Below are 16489 nucleotides of genomic sequence, written 5' to 3' on the forward strand. Positions count from 1 at the left end.
CGCGACGGCGTCGGCTCCGAGACCCGGGGGTCCGGAGCGACGCCGTCGCCATGTCGGCGGCGGCTCAGCCCGGCGCCGGCGTGACCAGGCGGTATCCCATCCCGCGCACCGTCGCGATCCGCTCGCTCCCGATCTTCCGGCGCAGGTAGCGCACGTACACCTCGACGACGTTGGAGGCGGGGTCGAAGTCGAGCGCCCAGACGCGGCTCAGCAGCTGCTCGCGGCTCAGCACCTGGTCGGGGTTGCGGAGGAACTGCTCGGCGAGCGCGAACTCCCGCGCCGAGAGGTCGACGAGGCGTCCCGCCACGACGAGGCGGCGGGCGCGGTAGTCGAGCTCGAGGTCGTCGACCACGAGGGAGGCCGGCGAGGAGGCGATGCGCGAGTCGCCGAGGCGCGCGCGGATGCGCACGAGCAGCTCGTCGAAGCGGAAGGGCTTCGGCATGTAGTCGTTGGCGCCCTCCTCGAAGCCGGCCACGGTGTCCTCCGCGGAGTCGCGCGCCGTGAGGATGATGACCGGGAGCGCGCTGCCCCGGGCACGGAGCCGGCGCAGCACCTCGAACCCGTCGAGGGCGGGGAGGCCGATGTCGAGCACCATGAGGTCGGCGCGGCCCGAGCCGGCCGCCTCGAGTGCGGCGGGCCCGGTCGCGGCGATCTCGACCGTGCAGCCGGCGGCCTCGAGCCCGCTCGCCACGAAGCTCGTGATCCGCGGCTCGTCCTCAGCGAGCAGGATGTGCGGCATCCCGATCCTCCTTCCGCCGCCCGGTGGCGGCCTCCTCCGGGCTCACGCGCGGCACCGTGATGAGCACGCGCGTGCCGCCGCCCGGTCGGCGCTCGGCGCTCGCGTGCCCGCCGTGGGCGACGGCGATGGCCTGCACGATCGAGAGCCCCAGCCCCGAGCCCTCCGCGCCGCGGCCCTCGTCGACGCGGGCGAAGCGCTCGAAGACCCGCTCGAGCGCGGCCTCCGGGATCCCCGGCCCCTCGTCGGCGACGGAGAGCCGCAGCGCCCCGCCGACGGGCACCGCCTCCAGGTGGATGCGGGTGCCGTCGGGGGAGTACTTGGCGGCGTTCTCGGCGAGCTGCAGCCAGGCCTGCGTGATCCGGCGCCGGTCGAGGAGCGCGGCGCCCGGGACGGAGGAGCCCGAGGTCCAGCGGTGGCGGTCCGAGAGCGCGGCGGCCTTCTCGGCGACCTCGGCGGCGAAGGCGTCGAGGTCGACCGGCTCGCGGCGCAGGAAGTCGGGGTCGCTCGAGCGGGCGATGAGGGCGATGTCCTGCACGAGCTCGCTCATCCGGTCGACCTCGTCGAGCGCGAGCCGTCGGGTCGCATCCAGGTCGCGGCCCGGCTGCCGCTCGAGCAGCTCGAGGTGCCCGCGCACGATCGTGAGCGGGGTGCGGAGCTCGTGCCCGACGTCGTCGAGGAGGCGGCGCTGGGCCCGGAAGGAGGCCTCCAGCCGGTCGAGCATGGCGTTGACGGTGCGCGCCAGCTCCGAGAGGTCGTCGCTGCCGTCGACCTCGATGCGCTCGGTGAGGTCGGTGTCGCTGATGCGGGCGGCGGTCGCCTGGAGGCGCCGGGTCGGCCGGAGCAGCCGCCCCGCGACGAACCAGCCGACCAGCGCGATGATGACGAGCGCGCCCGTCGCGTAGATGCTGTAGAGCTGGAAGGACTGCGTGATTTCGCCGAGCTCCGCGTCCAGGTCGTAGGCGGTGACGTACAGGCCGCGCGCCTCGTCCGAGCCGATCTCGACGGGGATCGCGGCGTAGCGCAGCGTGCCCATCGCGGTCGCGGCCGTCCCGCGGACCACCTGGCCGCTGCCCTCCGTCTCGGCGACGACCCGCGCGATGAAGTCGGGGTCCTCGTCGAGCCGGAACCGGATCCCCGAGGAGGGCACGAGGCTCGGCTCGCCGTCGACGAGGCCGATCGTGCTCTCGTTGCGGGCCGGGAGGACGCGCTGCATGGCGCGCTCGAGGAAGGCCTCGACACTCGCGGGCGGCTCCTCGTCCTGGCGGCCGTCGGCGATGGACTGGAGGCCCTCGGCGGCGGCCGCGAGGCGGACGTCGATGTCGGCGAGGACGCGCTCGCGCTGGCCGAGCCAGGTGGCGGTGCCGGCGACCGCGAGGCCGAGGGCGGCGACCGCGAGGATCGCGGCGAGGATGCGCACGCGGGCGGAGCGCGCGAGCCGCATCATCCGCCGGAGCATCCCCCGATCATCCCAGTCCCGTGCGGGCGCCGTGCCCGCCGCCGCTGAGAAACCTCTCATCCGCGGGACGGCTACAGCCGCCCCGCCGCCTTGAGCGCGAGGTAGTGGTCGGCGAGCGCGGGCGGCAGGTCCTGCGGCGCCGCCCGCACGACGTCGGCGCCGAGCTGCCGGATCGCCTGCGCCACCCGCTCCGCGTCGAGCAGCGCGCGCTCCGCGGCGGCGGCCCGGTACACCTCGCTCCGCCGTCCGCGCTGCGCGGCCGTCTCCTGCACGTCCGGGTCGGCGACCGCCGCGACGACGACCGTGTGCCGGCGGGTCAGCTGCGGCAGCATCGCGAGCAGCCCGCGACTGGCGCCCGGCGAGTCGATCGCGGTGAGCACGACGACGAGCGAGCGCTGCGCGCTGACCTGCCGCACGAGCCCCGGCACGGCGCTCCAGTCCGGCTCGATGAGGCTCGGCTCGACGACCGCCATCTGGTCGACCATGCGCGAGAGCAGCTCGGCGCCGGTCGCGCCCTGCACGCGCCCGCGCACCACGCGATCCCAGATGACGAGGTCGATCCGGTCGCCCGCGCGGCTCGCGAGGGCGGCGAGGAGGAGGGAGGCCTCGAAGCCGGTGTCGAGGCGCGGCTCGTCGGCGATGCGGGCGGCGGAGGTGCGGCCGGAGTCGACGACGATGACGACGCGGCGGTCGCGCTCGGGGCGCCAGGTCCGCACGACGAGCTTGGCGGCATCCGGCTGCAGCGGGTCGCGCCGTCGGGCGGTCGCGCGCCAGTCGATCGAGCGCACGTCGTCGCCGCGCACGTACTCGCGCAGACTGTCGAACTCCGTGCCCTGACCGCGGATCATGACGCTCGTGCGCCCGTCGAGCTCGCGCAGCCGCGCGAGGCGCGAGGGCAGGTGCCGGCGCGAGTGGAAGGGCGGGAGGACGCGGACCGCGCCCGGGACGACGTGCGTCGCCTGGCGTGCGGCCATCCGCAGCGGCCCCGCGGCACGGACCGTCACGTGCTCGGCGCGGCGCTCGCCGCGCCGGAACGGGGCGAGCGCCGTCTGCACGGCGCGCCGCTCGCCGGGCGGCACCGAGACGCCGTGCCGGTTGGCGGCCGCGCCCGCGGAGGGCTGCCAGGCGTCGCGGAGGACGCCGCGCACGGTGCGGCGCCCCGTGTTCGTGACGAGCAGGGTCGCCGTCGCCTGCTCGCCCAGCCGCATGCGCGCGGGCGTCTGACGCTCGAAGCGGAGCGCGCGGGGCGAGCCGGCGAGGAGCAGGTCGACGACGAGCACGACGAGCATCGCGAGCAGCCACCAGCCGAGCGCGCTCGGCTGCCCGATCACGAGGATCGGGATCGCGCCGAGGGCGAGGAGGCCGACGAACCAGCCGGTGACGGTCACGGGCGGCTCAGATCGGGACCTGGACCTGCTGCAGGATCGAGCGCAGGATCGCGTCCGCGCCGACCCCCTCGAGCTCCGCCTCGGGCCGCAGCTGGAGGCGGTGGCGGAGGACCGGCAGGGCCATCGTCTGGATGTGGTCGGGGGTGACGCCCGTGGATCCGGTGAGCCACGCCCAGGCGCGCGAGGCGGCGAGGAGGGCGGTCGTGCCGCGGGGGCTCACGCCGAGCTTGACGCTCGGGCTCTGGCGGGTGGCGCGCGCGAGGTCGACGGCGTAGCCGATGACGTCGGGGCTGATGCCGACGGTCGCGACGGCGGCGCGCGCGGCGTGCAGCTGCGCGGCGTCGAGCACGGGCGCGACGCCGGCCGAGCGGAGATCGCGGGGGTCGAATCCGCGCGCGTGGCGCTGCAGCACCTCGACCTCGACCTCGCGGGGCGGGAGGTCGAGCACGAGCTTGAGGAGGAAGCGGTCGAGCTGCGCCTCGGGCAGCGTGTAGGTGCCCTCGTACTCGACGGGGTTCTGGGTCGCCGCGACCATGAAGGGCGCCGGGAGCGGTCGCGTCACGCCGTCGGCGGAGACCTGGCGCTCCTCCATCGCCTCGAGCAGCGCCGACTGCGTCTTCGGGGGCGTCCGGTTGATCTCGTCGGCGAGGAGGATGTTCGTGAACACGGGGCCCTCGCGGAACTCGAACTCGCCCGACTTCGCGTCGTAGACGAGCGAGCCCGTGATGTCGCCCGGCATCAGGTCCGGCGTGAACTGCACGCGGCGCGTCTCGAGGCTCAGCGCCTGGCTGAGGCTGCGCACGAGCAGCGTCTTCGCGACGCCGGGGACGCCCTCGAGGAGGACGTGGCCGTTCGCGAGGAGCGCGATCAGCATCCCCGAGATGGCGCCCTCCTGCCCGACGACGGCCTTCCCGACCTCGGTGCGGACGGCGGCGAAGGACTCGCGGAGGCTCTCGTCTGAGGTCATGGATGCATTCTCCCGGGTGTCGTGGGGCGGGTCGCGACGGCGGTCTGCCGCTCGAGGTCGAGGAGGGCGTCGGAGAGGCGGACGAGCTCGGCGTCGTCCCGCGGCTCGTGCTCGACGAGGATGCCGGCGAGCTCGGCGAGCGGCCGCCCGGTCGCGGCGGCGGCCGCGGCGGCGACCTCGTGCACCTGCGCCGTGCGGGGGAGGCCGAGCGCGCGCGCCATGCGGGTGACGGTGCCGACGCGGATCGCGTCGAGGGCGTGCGTGCGTGCGCCGGAGCGCGCGTAGAGGCGGGCGCGGCCCTCCATCGTCTCGCTCGCGCGCACCTGCACCGGCATCCGCTCGACGACGAGCGGGCCGAGGCGGCGGCCCTTCCAGATCGCGGCGGCGAGCGCGACGAGGAGGCCGAGGAGCTGGAGGCCGAGCACCCAGTCCGGCAGGAGCTCGCCGGTGGTCGGCGCGAGGGCCTCGTCGAGGTCGGCGAAGTCCGGCTGGTAGACGACGAGGCGCTCGGTCGCGCCGAGCAGGCCGAGGGCGAGGGCGGCGTTGCCCTCGCGCTCGATGCCGTCGTTCTGGAAGACCCCGGTCGAGCCGACGACGGTGACGACCGCGTCGCCGCGGTCGACCGCGACGACGTGGAAGCCGCCCTCCTCGCCGGGGAAGCAGGACTCGGCATCCGCGCCCTCGTCGATGACCTCGTAGACGGCGCCGTCGGCCTCGATCGAGTCGGCGCGCCCGGCGGCGGGCAGCGAGCAGGATGCCGTGGCGACGCCCTCGGTGCGGCCCGCGTGCGCGACGACGGGCACGGACTCGGCGAGCTGGACGGCGTCCGGGTCGACCAGGACGACGCGGTCGGCGAGCCGCAGCATCCGGTCGATGCGCGCCGTGTCGGCGAGCACATCGGGATCCGAGAACAGCAGGGTCGTCGAGCGGGGATCCGCGGCACCCGACTCGGCTTCCTCGATCGTGGACGCGAGGCGGACGTCGACGCCCTCCTGGCCGAGCACCTGCACGAGCGCGCGGGAGCCCGTCGGGGAGGGGTCCTCGGGGTCGAGGAGCCGGCCGGAGGAGCTGGTGCGCTGCCCGAGGAAGCCGATCACGGCGACGACGACGAGGGCGATCGCGACGACGATCCAGATGCGGGACCGCCGCAGGACGCCGCGCAGCGTCGGGGTGGAGATCGATCCGGCGGCGCCGGCCTCCTCCGCGGGCCGCGCCGTCGTCGCGGTCATGCCCCCGCCTCCACCCGCTGGGCGTGGCGGGGCCGCGCGCGCCCGACGGCCTCGTCGAGCGCCCTGAGGCGCTCGAAGTCGTCGCGGTCGGCGCCCCGGTCGAGATAGCGGACGCCGTCGAAGTCGCCCGCCGCGCGCTCGAGCCCGGCCGCGTGCTCGGGCAGCTCGGCCCCCGCCGCCCGCGCGAAGCCGTGCGCCGTGAGGCCCGGCGCCGCGCTCACGACGGTGCGCTCCGCGAGCCCGCGGGCGAGAGCCCGGAACTGCTCCATGACGGCGAGCGGCCAGTCGCCCGCCGCGGCCGCATCCGCCGCCGCCCGCCGCAGCTGGGCCGCCGTCCGCTCGTCGTCCTCGCCGAACAGCGCGCCCGCGGCGCGGCTGCGGCGGTTGAGGCGGGGCACCCCGAAGACGAGGAAGGCGATCACGCCGATGACCACCACGACGGCGAGCAGGACGAGGCCCGCGACGAGGCCGCTCCCGTCGCCGCCGGGCACCTGGATGAGGTCGCCGAGCCAGTCGGCGATCCCCGAGATCAGCTGGTCGAACCAGGTGGGCCGCGCCTCGCGGTACTCCTGCTTCGAGAGCTCCTCGAGCACGAGGCGGCGCGCCTCCTCGGCGTCGGGATCGAGCGGCACCTCGCGGGGGATCACGCCCACGGCGACCCGGACGGCTGGACGGGCTGCGCGGCCGGGTCCGCCGGGAGCGGGCCGTCCTCGCGGGCCGCGTAGGGATCCGCGACCGGACGCCCGGCCTGGCGCTCCTCGACGACGCGGATCAGCTCGAGGTCGAGGCCCTCCTTGCGCATGCGGAGGTCGAGGTAGAGCAGCGCCGCGGTCGCGGACTGCACGACGATGCCGACCGCGCTGACGAGCACGGAGAGGATGATCGTGACGGCGTAGATGACGATGAACAGGACGATGAGCGTCGTCGGATCCTCGGTCGAGCCGAGGAGGCCGCCGGCCATGCCGCCGAGCAGGCTCACGGGGGCCGAGATGACCTGCGAGGCGACCGAGTAGATCGCCGCGACGAGGAGGATGATGCCGAAGGTGCGCCAGAAGTAGCCCTGCGTGAGCGTCCAGGAGCGGGCGACGGCCCGCCGGAGCGGCAGCCGCTCGACGACGATCGAGCTCGGCACCATCGAGAGCCGGGTCCCCAGCCAGACGCCCGAGACCAGCAGCAGGGCGATGACGCCCGCGACGAGGAATGCGGTCACGACCGCCCCGATGCCGCCGCCGAAGATGGCGGGCAGCGCGACGATGACGCCGATGAGGACGAGCGCGACGATCGCGGCGCCCGAGATGAGCAGGGTCCAGCCGATGAGCGCGCCGACCCGGCCGCGGATGCGGCGCCAGAGCCCGGCGAGCCGGAGCCGCTCGCCGAGGGTGCCGCTCGCGACCTCGAGCGAGACGACGCCCTGCACGAGGGCCGTCACGATGAGCGAGATCGGCATCGAGACGAGGCCGGCGACCGCGATGAGCGCGACGCCGCCGAGGGCGATCTGGTCGGCGTCCTCGCTCGATCCCGCGGAGATCGCGCGATCGATCACCCAGAAGGTGACGAGCCCGATGAGGGCGCCGACGACCACCGTCATGGCAGCTGTGAGGAGGAGCGAGAAGCCGAGGGTCGGGCCGGGGTTGCGACGGAGCACCGCGAAAGAGCCCGAGAGCACGGTGCCGAGCGTCATGGGCCGCAGCGGCACGAGGCCGGGCTTGGGCGGCGGCGTCCAGGCGGGGACGGCGGCGCCGGGCGTGCCGGGCCGGGGGCCGGAGCCGGGCTGGGGCGGCAGCGCCGTCCCCGGCGCGGGCGGGGGCGGCGCGGGCGCGGCGGACGGCGGGGTCGGCGATCCGGGTGCGTGCCACTGGCGGTCGTCGCTCACCGGCATCCTCTCCGTGCTGGGCGGTGGAACTCTCAAGTATCGAACCACACTCGCCTATGCTTGTCCTGCACCCGGCACCCCGCTCGAGGGGGCGAAGACGCAGGAGACCGCCACGACATGAACGCCCGCATCCTGGTGGTCGACGACGACACCGCGCTCGCGGAGATGATCGGCATCGTCCTGCGCGCGGAGGGCTACGAGCCCCACTTCTGCGCCGACGGCGGCGCGGCGACGGAGGCGTTCCGCACCACCCGCCCGGGTCTCGTGCTCCTCGACGTCATGCTCCCGGGCAAGGACGGCATCGAGATCTGCGCCGAGATCCGCGCCGAGAGCGGCGTGCCCATCATCATGCTCACCGCCAAGGGCGACACGGCGGATGTCGTGCGCGGCCTCGAGTCCGGCGCCGACGACTACGTCGTGAAGCCCTTCAACCCGAAGGAGCTCGTCGCCCGCGTCCGCGCGCGGCTGCGCCCCAGCCTCCCCGAGACGAGCGAGGTCCTCGCGGTCGGCGACCTGCGGATCGACGTCGCGGGTCACGAGGTCCGCCGCGGCGAGCAGCGGATCGCGCTCACCCCGCTCGAGTTCCAGCTCCTCCTCGCACTCGCCGCGAAGCCGCAGCAGGTCTTCACGCGCGAGATGCTCCTCGAGCAGGTCTGGGGCTACCACTACAAGGCCGACACCCGCCTCGTGAACGTCCACGTGCAGCGGCTCCGCGCGAAGGTCGAGCACGACCCCGACAACCCGCGCATCGTGACGACCGTGCGCGGCGTCGGCTACCGCGCCGGCGGCGCCTAGCGGGCTCCCGTGCCCCGCCTCGACCTGCGGGCGTGGCTCGACCGGCTCCGCCACCTCTGGCTGTCCTCGCTGCAGCTGCGCACGGTCGCGCTGACGGTCGTCCTCTCGACGATCGCGGTGACCGTCATCGGCGGCTTCATCTCCACGAGCGTGCGCTCCAACCTGTTCGACTCGCGCCGGGAGCAGGTCGTCGCCTCCGCGAGCCGCGCCACCGTCAACGCGCAGGCCGAGTTCACGAACGCCGCGGAGTCGGCCGACCAGCAGGACTTCGACCTCGTCTCCGCGAACGTGCGCGACGTCATCCAGCGCTCCACCTCGAGCCCGAGCGAGGCTTTCGCGATCCTCCGCGCACCGGATCAGGACGGCGCCTCGCCCTTCCAGGACGTCCGCGTCGGCGAGTTCGACCGTGAGGTCCTCGTGGGCGCCGAGCTCCAGGCCGCCGTGCTCGCGAGCGACGGCGGCGCGGTCTACGCCCAGCCCGTCGAGATCCGCTCCGGCGACTCGACCTCCCCCGGCCTCATCGCGGGCTCCATGCTCGAGGTCCAGGGGGCGGGCCGCTACCAGCTCTACCTCCTCTTCTCGCTCGCCGACGTGCAGGCGACCCTCGGCTTCGTGCAGCAGACGATCCTCCTCGGCGGACTCGCGCTCGTGGCGCTCATCGCGCTCGTCGCCTACGTCGTGGTCCGCCTCGTCGTCGGACCCGTGCGGATCGCGGCCGAGACGAGCGAGAAGCTCGCGGCGGGCATGCTCGAGGAGCGCCTGCCGGAGCGCGGCGAGGACGTCCTCGCGGTGCTCGCGCGCTCCTTCAACCGGATGGCCGACAGCCTCCAGCAGCAGATCCGCCAGCTCGCCGACCTCTCGCACGTGCAGCAGCGCTTCGTGAGCGACGTCTCGCACGAGCTCCGCACGCCGCTCACGACGATCCGGCTCGCGGGCGACGTGCTCTACGACCAGCGCGAGACCTTCCCGCCGACGACCGCGCGCACCGCCGAGCTGCTGCACACCCAGACGGAGCGCTTCGAGCTCCTGCTCGCCGACCTCCTCGAGATGAGCCGCTACGACGCGGGCGCCGTCGAGCTGGAGTCCGAGCCGACGAGCCTCGTGCGCCTCGCGGAGGATGCGATCGAGCAGGTGCGCCCGCTCGCCGACGAGCGCGGCTCCGACCTCCGGCTGGTCGCCCCGGGCGGCTACTTCGAGGCCGAGGTCGACGCGCGCCGCATCCGCCGCGTCCTCCGCAACCTCCTCGGCAACGCGATCGACCACGGCGAGGGCCGGCCGATCGCGGTGCACGTCGACAGCGACGAGCAGGCCGTCGCGATCGCGGTGCGGGACTACGGGGTCGGCATGACGGAGGAGGAGACGCGGCGGGTCTTCGACCGCTTCTGGCGCGCCGACCCCTCGCGGCAGCGCCGCACGGGCGGCACGGGCCTCGGCCTCGCGATCTCGCTCGAGGACGCGACCGTGCACGGCGGCCGGCTCGAGGTGTGGTCGGCTCCGGGGGAGGGCAGCTGCTTCCTCCTGACCCTCCCGCGCCACCGCGGCGCCGAGGTCCACGGCTCGCCCCTCACGCTGCCGCCGGACGACGGGAGCGACTTCGTGCAGGAGGTGGAGCCGTGATCGGACGACGGCGGATGCGGGCCCGGCTCGCGGGGGCCCTCGCGGCGCTCTCGGCGGCCGCGCTCCTCGCGGGCTGCGTCATGATCCCGACCTCGGGCGAGGTCCTCTCGGTCCCGATCGAGGAGGATCAGGCCGAGGAGCAGGTCACCTTCCTCCCGCGCGGGCCGCAGGCGGGTGCGACGCAGGAGGAGATCCTCCAGGGCTTCGTGACGGCGGGCCTCGGCCCGCAGGACGGGTACCAGGTGGCGAAGCAGTTCCTCGCCCCCGAGTTCGCGACCGACTGGAACCCGACCGAGAGCGTGCTCGTGAGCTCCCGCCGCGAGCCGGTCGTCCGACTCGGCGCCGAGCGGCTCGAGCTCGGCGTCCAGGTGGATGCCGTGGTCGACGCGGCGGGCGTCTACCGCTCGTCCCGCGGCGGCGGCGTGCAGGATCTCGAGTTCGAGTTCGAGGAGGTCGACGGCGAGTGGCGGATCTCGGGCGCCCCCGACGGCACGGTCGTCTCGGCCGGCACCTTCCGCACCCTCTTCGAGCCCTACCCGCTCTACTTCGTCGACCCGAGCGCCGCCTTCCTCGTGCCGGATGTGCGCTGGTACCCGCGTCTCGCGACCTCCGGCACCCGGATGGCCAGATCCCTCATCCAGGGTCCGAGCGCGTGGCTCGAGGGCGCCGTCACGACGAGCTTCCCGGAGGGCACCCGCCTCGCCTCGCCCGTGCAGATCGAGGACGGGGTCGCGCGCGTCGAGCTCTCGCCGGAGGCCCTCGAGGCGGGGCAGGCGGGGCGCTCGCGGATGCTCTCGCAGCTCCGCGAGACGCTCGGTGCGCTCGGCACCGTGAGCGGCGTCGAGCTCGTCGTCCGCGACCTCCCGATCGACGTCGCGGCGGGCGAGCCGCTCGAGGCGGAGCCGCGCGCGGAGGCCGATCCGCTCGTGCTGGGGGAGGACGGCTTCGGCTTCGCCGGCGACGACGGGCTCCGGCGGATCGCGGGGGTGAGCGCCGTGGTCGAGGAGCTCGAGCCGGATGCGGTCGTGCTCTCCCGGGATCGCGCCTCGGCGGCGATCCGCACCGAGGCGGGCGTCTCGCTCGTCCGCGACGGCGAGGCGGCTCCCGTCGACGAGCGCCCCGACCTCGTCGCGCCGTCGATCGACCCGCACGGCTGGCTCTGGTCGGCCTCGCGCACCGGCGACCGCACGCTGCGCCTCGTCGACGGCTCGGGCGCCGTCGTCGAGCTCGACTCCGGCCTGCCCGATCGCGGCGTGCTCACCGCCCTGCGGGTCTCGCGCGACGGCAGCCGCCTGCTCGCCGCCGTCCGCGGCGCCGACAGCTCGGTGCTCCTTGCCGCCGCGATCATCCGCGACGCGGACCTCGTCCCCGTCGAGATCGGCGAGGCGGTCACGGTCGCGACCGAGTCCGCGGCGATCGTCGACGCGGCCTGGGTGTCGGGCGACTCCGTCGCCTCGCTGACGCAGGATGCGGGCGGCGCCCACGTGCGGATCACCCAGCTGGGCGGCTTCACGAGCGGCTTCGGCGAGGAGACCGCGGCGGGCGCGATCGCCGCGGGCGAGGGCGGCTCGACCGGCATCCGCCTCCTCGAGGGGGACCGCGTGCTCCAGCCCTCGGGCGCGGGCGGCTGGCGGGCCGTGGAGCGCGGCGTGCGGGTGCTCGGCGTCCAGCAGTAGCGCGCCCCTCCTCGACAGGGCGGCATCCGGCGGATCGTCCACATCGGCGGGTGGTCGGGCGCGCCGGAGCGGTGGGATGCGGCAGTCTCCCCGCATGCCCGCCCGCCGCGCTCCCGACCCGGCCGCTCCGCGCGGCACCGTGACCGGCGGGGTGCGACGGGAGGCGCTGCGCGAGGCGCTGCTCGATGCGCTCGCCGTCGTGCTGCCGGTGGCCTGCGCCGGCTGCGGTCACCCGGACCGCGCCGTCTGCGCGGCCTGCCGGGCCGCGCTCGCCGCGCCGCCGCCGCGGGTCCCGCCGCTCGCCGGCGGGCTGCCGGTCTCGGCGGGGCTCGTCTACGCGGGTCCGGCCCGCCGCATCCTCGTCGCCGTCAAGGAGGAGGGGCGGGCGGAGCTCGCGTCCGCGCTCGCCCCGGCGCTCGACCGCGCGATCGCGGCGGCTCTCGCGGGCGTCGCCCCGCCGGTCCTCGTCTGCCCCGTCCCGTCCTCGCGTCGCGGACGCCGTCGGCGCGGGGTCGAGCCCGTCCGGCAGCTCCTCGCGGCGGCGCGAATCCGCGCGACGCCGCTCCTGCGCCACGCCCGCGGCGCGCGCGACGGGCCCGAGCAGAAGCGGCTCGATCGCGCCGGCCGCCTCGCCTCGCGCGCCGGGGCGCTGCGTGCCCGCCGCCCCCTCCACGGCCTCCGCATCCTCCTCGTGGACGACGTCGCGACGACTGGCGCGAGCCTCGAGGAGGCGGCCCGCGCGGTCCGTGCGGCGGGCGGCGAGGTGCTCGGCGCGGCGGTGCTCGCAGCCACCCCGGCGGGTGCGGGAGCTCTGCGTGAACGTGGAGGAGATTCCTCGTGACAACCCGGTGCACGACGCGTACGGTGAGCGAAACGGCGTGGAGGGAAACCGCCTGGACCCGGGCGGCACGCCGGAGTCAGGAGGTCAGCTGTGGACATCACGATCACCGGCCGGGGGGTCGGCATCCCGGATCGATTCGAGGACTACGCGACGGAGAAGGCCGAGAAGGTCGAACACCTGGCGCCGAAGTCGATCGCCCTCGAGATCAAGGTCTGCCGCCATCACGAGACGCACGGGAACGCGGGCGACGACCGCGTGGAGCTCACGCTGATCGGGCCGGGGCCCATCGTCCGCGCGGAGGCGGGAGCCGGCGACAAGTACGCCGCCTTCGACCTCGCGATCGACAAGCTGATCGAGCGGATCCGCCAGGCGAAGGATCGCCGCAAGGTCCACCGCGGGCAGCATCGGCCGACCTCGCTCCGCGAGGCGAGCGCCGACGGCTTCAGCGTCACCGACATCACGCCGGCGAGCGCCGACCTCATCGACCAGGTCGCGACCGGCTCGGTGCCGGTGACCGGCGAGTCGGAGGAGGACTGGAGCCCCGTCGTCATCCGCCACAAGGTGTTCCCGTCGACGCGGATGACGCAGACGGACGCGGTCGATCACATGGAGCTGGTCGGGCACGACTTCTTCCTGTTCATCGACGCCGAGACGGACCGGCCGAGCGTCGTCTACCGGCGCAAGGGATGGGACTACGGCGTGATCGGCCTCGAGGAGACCGCCGACGAGCTCGCCGCGCGCCGCTAGCCGCGCGCCCGCTCCGGGAGCCGGCATCCCCGCCCACAACGGGGGTGCCGGCTCCCAGTCATTCCGGCCCGGGGCACGGTAGGGTAACGCTCTGGTCACGGCGCACGCCGCCGTGCCCGGGAACCGTCCAGAACAGCTTGGAGTCCAGTCGTGGCGAACGTGCTCGAGAAGGTCCTGCGAGTCGGCGAGGGGCGCATCCTCCGCCGCCTCAAGAACTACGCGGAGGCCGTCAACCAGCTCGAGGACAGCTTCGCCGAGCTCACCGACGACGAGCTGCGCGACGAGACCGAGCAGCTGCGCGAGCGCTACGGCAGCGGCGAGTCCCTCGACGACCTGCTCCCCGAGGCCTTCGCCGCCATCCGCGAGGCGGCGAAGCGCACGCTCGGCATGCGCCCCTACGACGTGCAGCTCATGGGCGGCGCGGCCCTGCACCTCGGCAACATCGCCGAGATGAAGACGGGCGAGGGCAAGACCCTCGTCGCGACGACGGCCGCCTACCTCAACGCGATCCCCGCCCGCGGCGTCCACATCATCACCGTCAACGACTACCTCGCGAGCTACCAGTCCGAGCTCATGGGCCGCGTCTTCCGCGCCCTCGGCATGACGACCGGCTGCATCCTCTCCGGCCAGACGCCGGCCCAGCGCCGCGAGGAGTACGCCGCCGACATCACCTACGGCACCAACAACGAGTTCGGCTTCGACTACCTCCGCGATAACATGGCGTGGCAGGCGAGCGACATGGTGCAGCGCGGGCACGCCTACGCGATCGTCGACGAGGTCGACTCGATCCTCATCGACGAGGCCCGCACGCCGCTCATCATCTCCGGCCCCGCCTCGGGCGAGGCGAACCGCTGGTTCGGCGAGTTCGCGAACGTCGCCAAGCGGCTCGTGGAGGGGCAGGACTACGAGGTCGACGAGAAGAAGCGCACCGTCGGCGTGCTCGAGCCCGGCATCGAGAAGGTCGAGGACTACCTCGGCATCGACAACCTCTACGAGTCGGCGAACACCCCGCTCATCTCCTTCCTCAACAACTCCATCAAGGCGAAGGCCCTGTTCAAGCGCGACAAGGACTACGTCGTGATGAACGGCGAGGTCCTCATCGTCGACGAGCACACCGGCCGCATCCTCGTGGGGCGCCGCTACAACGAGGGCATCCACCAGGCCATCGAGGCGAAGGAGAAGGTGCAGGTCAAGGCCGAGAACCAGACCCTCGCCACGATCACCCTGCAGAACTACTTCCGCCTCTACTCGAAGCTCGCCGGCATGACCGGAACCGCCGAGACCGAGGCCGCCGAGTTCATGTCGACCTACAAGCTCGGCGTCGTCCCCATCCCGACCAACCGGCCCATGCAGCGCAAGGACCAGCCCGACCTCGTCTACAAGAACGAGGAGGCGAAGTTCGCGCAGGTCGTCGAGGACATCGCCGGCCGGCACGCCGACGGCCAGCCCGTCCTCGTCGGCACGACGAGCGTCGAGAAGAGCGAGTACCTCTCGCGCCTCCTCGCGAAGAAGGGCGTCAAGCACGAGGTCCTCAACGCGAAGAACCACTCGCGGGAGGCGGCGATAGTCGCGCAGGCGGGTCGCCTCGGCGCCGTCACCGTCGCGACGAACATGGCCGGTCGCGGCACCGACATCATGCTCGGCGGCAACGCCGAGTTCCTCGCGGTCGCCGAGATGAACGCGAAGGGACTCAGCCCGGTCGACACGCCGGAGGAGTACGAGTCCGCGTGGCCCGAGGTCTTCGAGCGGGTCAAGACCGAGGTCGGCGCGGAGGCCGAGAAGGTCGTCGAGGCCGGCGGCCTGTACGTGCTCGGCACAGAGCGCCACGAGTCGCGCCGCATCGACAATCAGCTGCGCGGCCGCTCCGGGCGTCAGGGCGACCCCGGCGAGAGCCGCTTCTACCTGTCGCTCCGCGACGACCTGATGCGCCTGTTCAACACGGGTGCCGCCGAGTCGCTGATGGGTCGCGGCAACGTGCCCGACGACATGGCGATCGAGGCGAAGGTCGTGAGCCGGGCGATCCGCTCCGCGCAGGGCCAGGTCGAGGCGCGCAACGCCGAGATCCGCAAGAACGTCCTCAAGTACGACGACGTCCTCAACCGCCAGCGCGAGGCGATCTACTCCGACCGCCGCCACATCCTCGAGGGCGACGACCTCCACGAGCGCACGCAGCGCTTCCTGTCGGATGTCATCACCGAGGTCATCGAGCAGCACACGGCCGAGGGGCAGAGCGAGGACTGGGACCTCGACGCCCTCTGGACGGAGCTTCGCACCCTCTACCCGATCTCGCTGACGATCGACGAGCTCGTGAACGAGGTCGGCTCGCGCGGTCGGCTCACGCTCAAGCAGCTCAAGGAGGAGATCCTCTCCGACGCCCGCATCGCGTACACGAAGCGCGAGGAGTCGCTCGGCGAGCCCGCGATGCGCGAGCTCGAGCGCCGTGTCGTCCTCAGCGTCATCGACCGGCGCTGGCGCGACCACCTCTACGAGATGGACTACCTCAAGGACGGCATCGGACTGCGGGCGATGGCGCAGCGCGATCCGCTCGTCGAGTACCAGCGCGAGGGCTTCTCCCTCTTCCAGCAGATGATGGGCTCGATCCGCGAGGAGACGGTCGGATTCCTCTTCAACCTCGAGGTCGAGGTCACGGGCGGCGAGGGCTCGGCCCGCGTCGCCGCCAAGGGACTGCAGGGCGACAGCGTGCCGCAGCAGCAGGGCTTGAGCTACTCGGCGCCGAGCGCCGACGGCTCGGGCGAGGTCGAGGTCCGCAACCAGCGCGGCCAGATCGAGCGCGCGGCGACCGCGAAGGCCCAGCAGGCCGCGGCGGAGCGCGACGCCGCCCAGAGCCCCGCCTTCGAGGAGTCGAGCCCGCAGGTGGCGCAGGGCGGGCAGCCCGCGGCCCGCGGCGCCTTCGGCCAGCGCACGGACGCGGCGGCGCCGCCGCAGAACCGCGCCCAGCGCCGCGCGGCCGACAAGCGCAAGTAGCCGTCCCCTCTCGCGGCCGGCCCCCCGAGGCGCGCCGGCGGAGTCGGACGCGCCTCGAGCGTCGCGCGCCGTCCCCAGGATCGGCTGAGACGTCGGTCTGCGGCGCTGGCCGCCGGGCTCGGCCGCCTGAGCCGGTCGTCCGCTCATCCCGCCGATCGAGGCGCGTCCGGCTGAGT

The 16489-nt window shown here is 74.2% G+C and carries 13 protein-coding genes; 6 read left to right on the top strand and 7 right to left on the bottom strand.

All coding sequences use genetic code 11. The features are described 5' to 3' along the window. Positions 1-64: 64 nt before the first annotated feature. The 7 genes from OF852_RS12925 to OF852_RS12955 form a co-directional block, all read right to left on the bottom strand. Positions 65-739 (bottom strand): response regulator transcription factor, encoded by a 675-nt coding sequence (locus OF852_RS12925; RefSeq protein ID WP_271119568.1) that lies wholly within the window; start codon positions 737-739, stop codon positions 65-67. Next, positions 717-2195, bottom strand: a complete 1479-nt coding sequence (locus OF852_RS12930; RefSeq protein WP_271119569.1) for a sensor histidine kinase — start codon at positions 2193-2195, stop codon at positions 717-719. Before OF852_RS12930 ends, OF852_RS12925 begins: the two co-directional genes overlap by 23 nt. A gap of 71 nt (positions 2196-2266) precedes the next feature. Next, a complete protein-coding gene (locus tag OF852_RS12935) occupies positions 2267-3583 on the bottom strand; it encodes a DUF58 domain-containing protein (protein WP_271119570.1) in 1317 nt (438 codons plus the stop codon). 7 nt (positions 3584-3590) lie between these two features. Next, complete coding sequence (locus OF852_RS12940; protein ID WP_271119571.1) at positions 3591-4550, bottom strand: AAA family ATPase; 960 nt, start codon at positions 4548-4550, stop codon at positions 3591-3593. Beyond that, a complete protein-coding gene (locus OF852_RS12945) occupies positions 4547-5779 on the bottom strand; it encodes a DUF4350 domain-containing protein (protein ID WP_271119572.1) in 1233 nt (410 codons plus the stop codon). Before OF852_RS12945 ends, OF852_RS12940 begins: the two co-directional genes overlap by 4 nt. Further along, on the bottom strand, positions 5776-6426 hold the full coding sequence (locus OF852_RS12950; RefSeq protein ID WP_271119573.1) for a DUF4129 domain-containing protein: 651 nt from the start codon (positions 6424-6426) through the stop codon (positions 5776-5778). The genes OF852_RS12945 and OF852_RS12950 overlap by 4 nt, the downstream gene beginning before the upstream one ends. Next, the gene (locus tag OF852_RS12955; protein WP_271119574.1) at positions 6423-7652 is read right to left on the bottom strand and encodes a hypothetical protein; all 1230 of its coding nucleotides are present in this window, start codon (positions 7650-7652) and stop codon (positions 6423-6425) included. Before OF852_RS12955 ends, OF852_RS12950 begins: the two co-directional genes overlap by 4 nt. A gap of 117 nt (positions 7653-7769) precedes the next feature. On the opposite strand from OF852_RS12955, the gene mtrA reads away from it, so the two are divergent. From mtrA to secA, 6 genes are all read left to right on the top strand, one after another. Continuing rightward, positions 7770-8447, top strand: coding sequence for an MtrAB system response regulator MtrA (gene mtrA / locus OF852_RS12960; RefSeq protein WP_271119575.1), 678 nt, complete (start codon positions 7770-7772; stop codon positions 8445-8447). A gap of 9 nt (positions 8448-8456) precedes the next feature. After that, positions 8457-10064, top strand: a complete 1608-nt coding sequence (gene mtrB / locus OF852_RS12965) for an MtrAB system histidine kinase MtrB (RefSeq protein WP_271119576.1) — start codon at positions 8457-8459, stop codon at positions 10062-10064. Beyond that, entirely contained in the window at positions 10061-11740 is a 1680-nt protein-coding gene (locus tag OF852_RS12970; protein ID WP_271119577.1) for an LpqB family beta-propeller domain-containing protein, read from the top strand. Before mtrB ends, OF852_RS12970 begins: the two co-directional genes overlap by 4 nt. Before the next feature lie 94 nt (positions 11741-11834). Continuing rightward, positions 11835-12581 carry a ComF family protein gene (locus tag OF852_RS12975; RefSeq protein ID WP_271119578.1) on the top strand — a complete coding sequence of 249 codons (747 nt, stop codon included), beginning with the start codon at positions 11835-11837 and terminating at the stop codon, positions 12579-12581. A gap of 90 nt (positions 12582-12671) precedes the next feature. Beyond that, positions 12672-13328, top strand: a complete 657-nt coding sequence (gene hpf, locus OF852_RS12980; protein ID WP_271119579.1) for a ribosome hibernation-promoting factor, HPF/YfiA family — start codon at positions 12672-12674, stop codon at positions 13326-13328. Positions 13329-13478: 150 nt separating this feature from the next. Then, positions 13479-16313 (top strand): preprotein translocase subunit SecA, encoded by a 2835-nt coding sequence (secA, locus tag OF852_RS12985; protein ID WP_271119580.1) that lies wholly within the window; start codon positions 13479-13481, stop codon positions 16311-16313. The last annotated feature ends 176 nt before the right edge of the window (positions 16314-16489 follow it).

The sequence above is a fragment of the Homoserinibacter sp. YIM 151385 genome (assembly GCF_027912415.1).
Lineage (GTDB): Bacteria > Actinomycetota > Actinomycetes > Actinomycetales > Microbacteriaceae > Schumannella.

Bases quoted from the DNA above. Each gene is read 5' to 3' on its own strand.
- OF852_RS12925 (WP_271119568.1), bottom strand. From the start codon at position 739: ATGCCGCACATCCTGCTCGCTGAGGACGAGCCGCGGATCACGAGCTTC.
- OF852_RS12930 (WP_271119569.1), bottom strand. From the start codon at position 2,195: ATGCTCCGGCGGATGATGCGGCTCGCGCGCTCCGCCCGCGTGCGCATC.
- OF852_RS12940 (WP_271119571.1), bottom strand. From the start codon at position 4,550: ATGACCTCAGACGAGAGCCTCCGCGAGTCCTTCGCCGCCGTCCGCACC.
- OF852_RS12945 (WP_271119572.1), bottom strand. From the start codon at position 5,779: ATGACCGCGACGACGGCGCGGCCCGCGGAGGAGGCCGGCGCCGCCGGA.
- mtrA (WP_271119575.1), top strand. From the start codon at position 7,770: ATGAACGCCCGCATCCTGGTGGTCGACGACGACACCGCGCTCGCGGAG.
- OF852_RS12975 (WP_271119578.1), top strand. From the start codon at position 11,835: ATGCCCGCCCGCCGCGCTCCCGACCCGGCCGCTCCGCGCGGCACCGTG.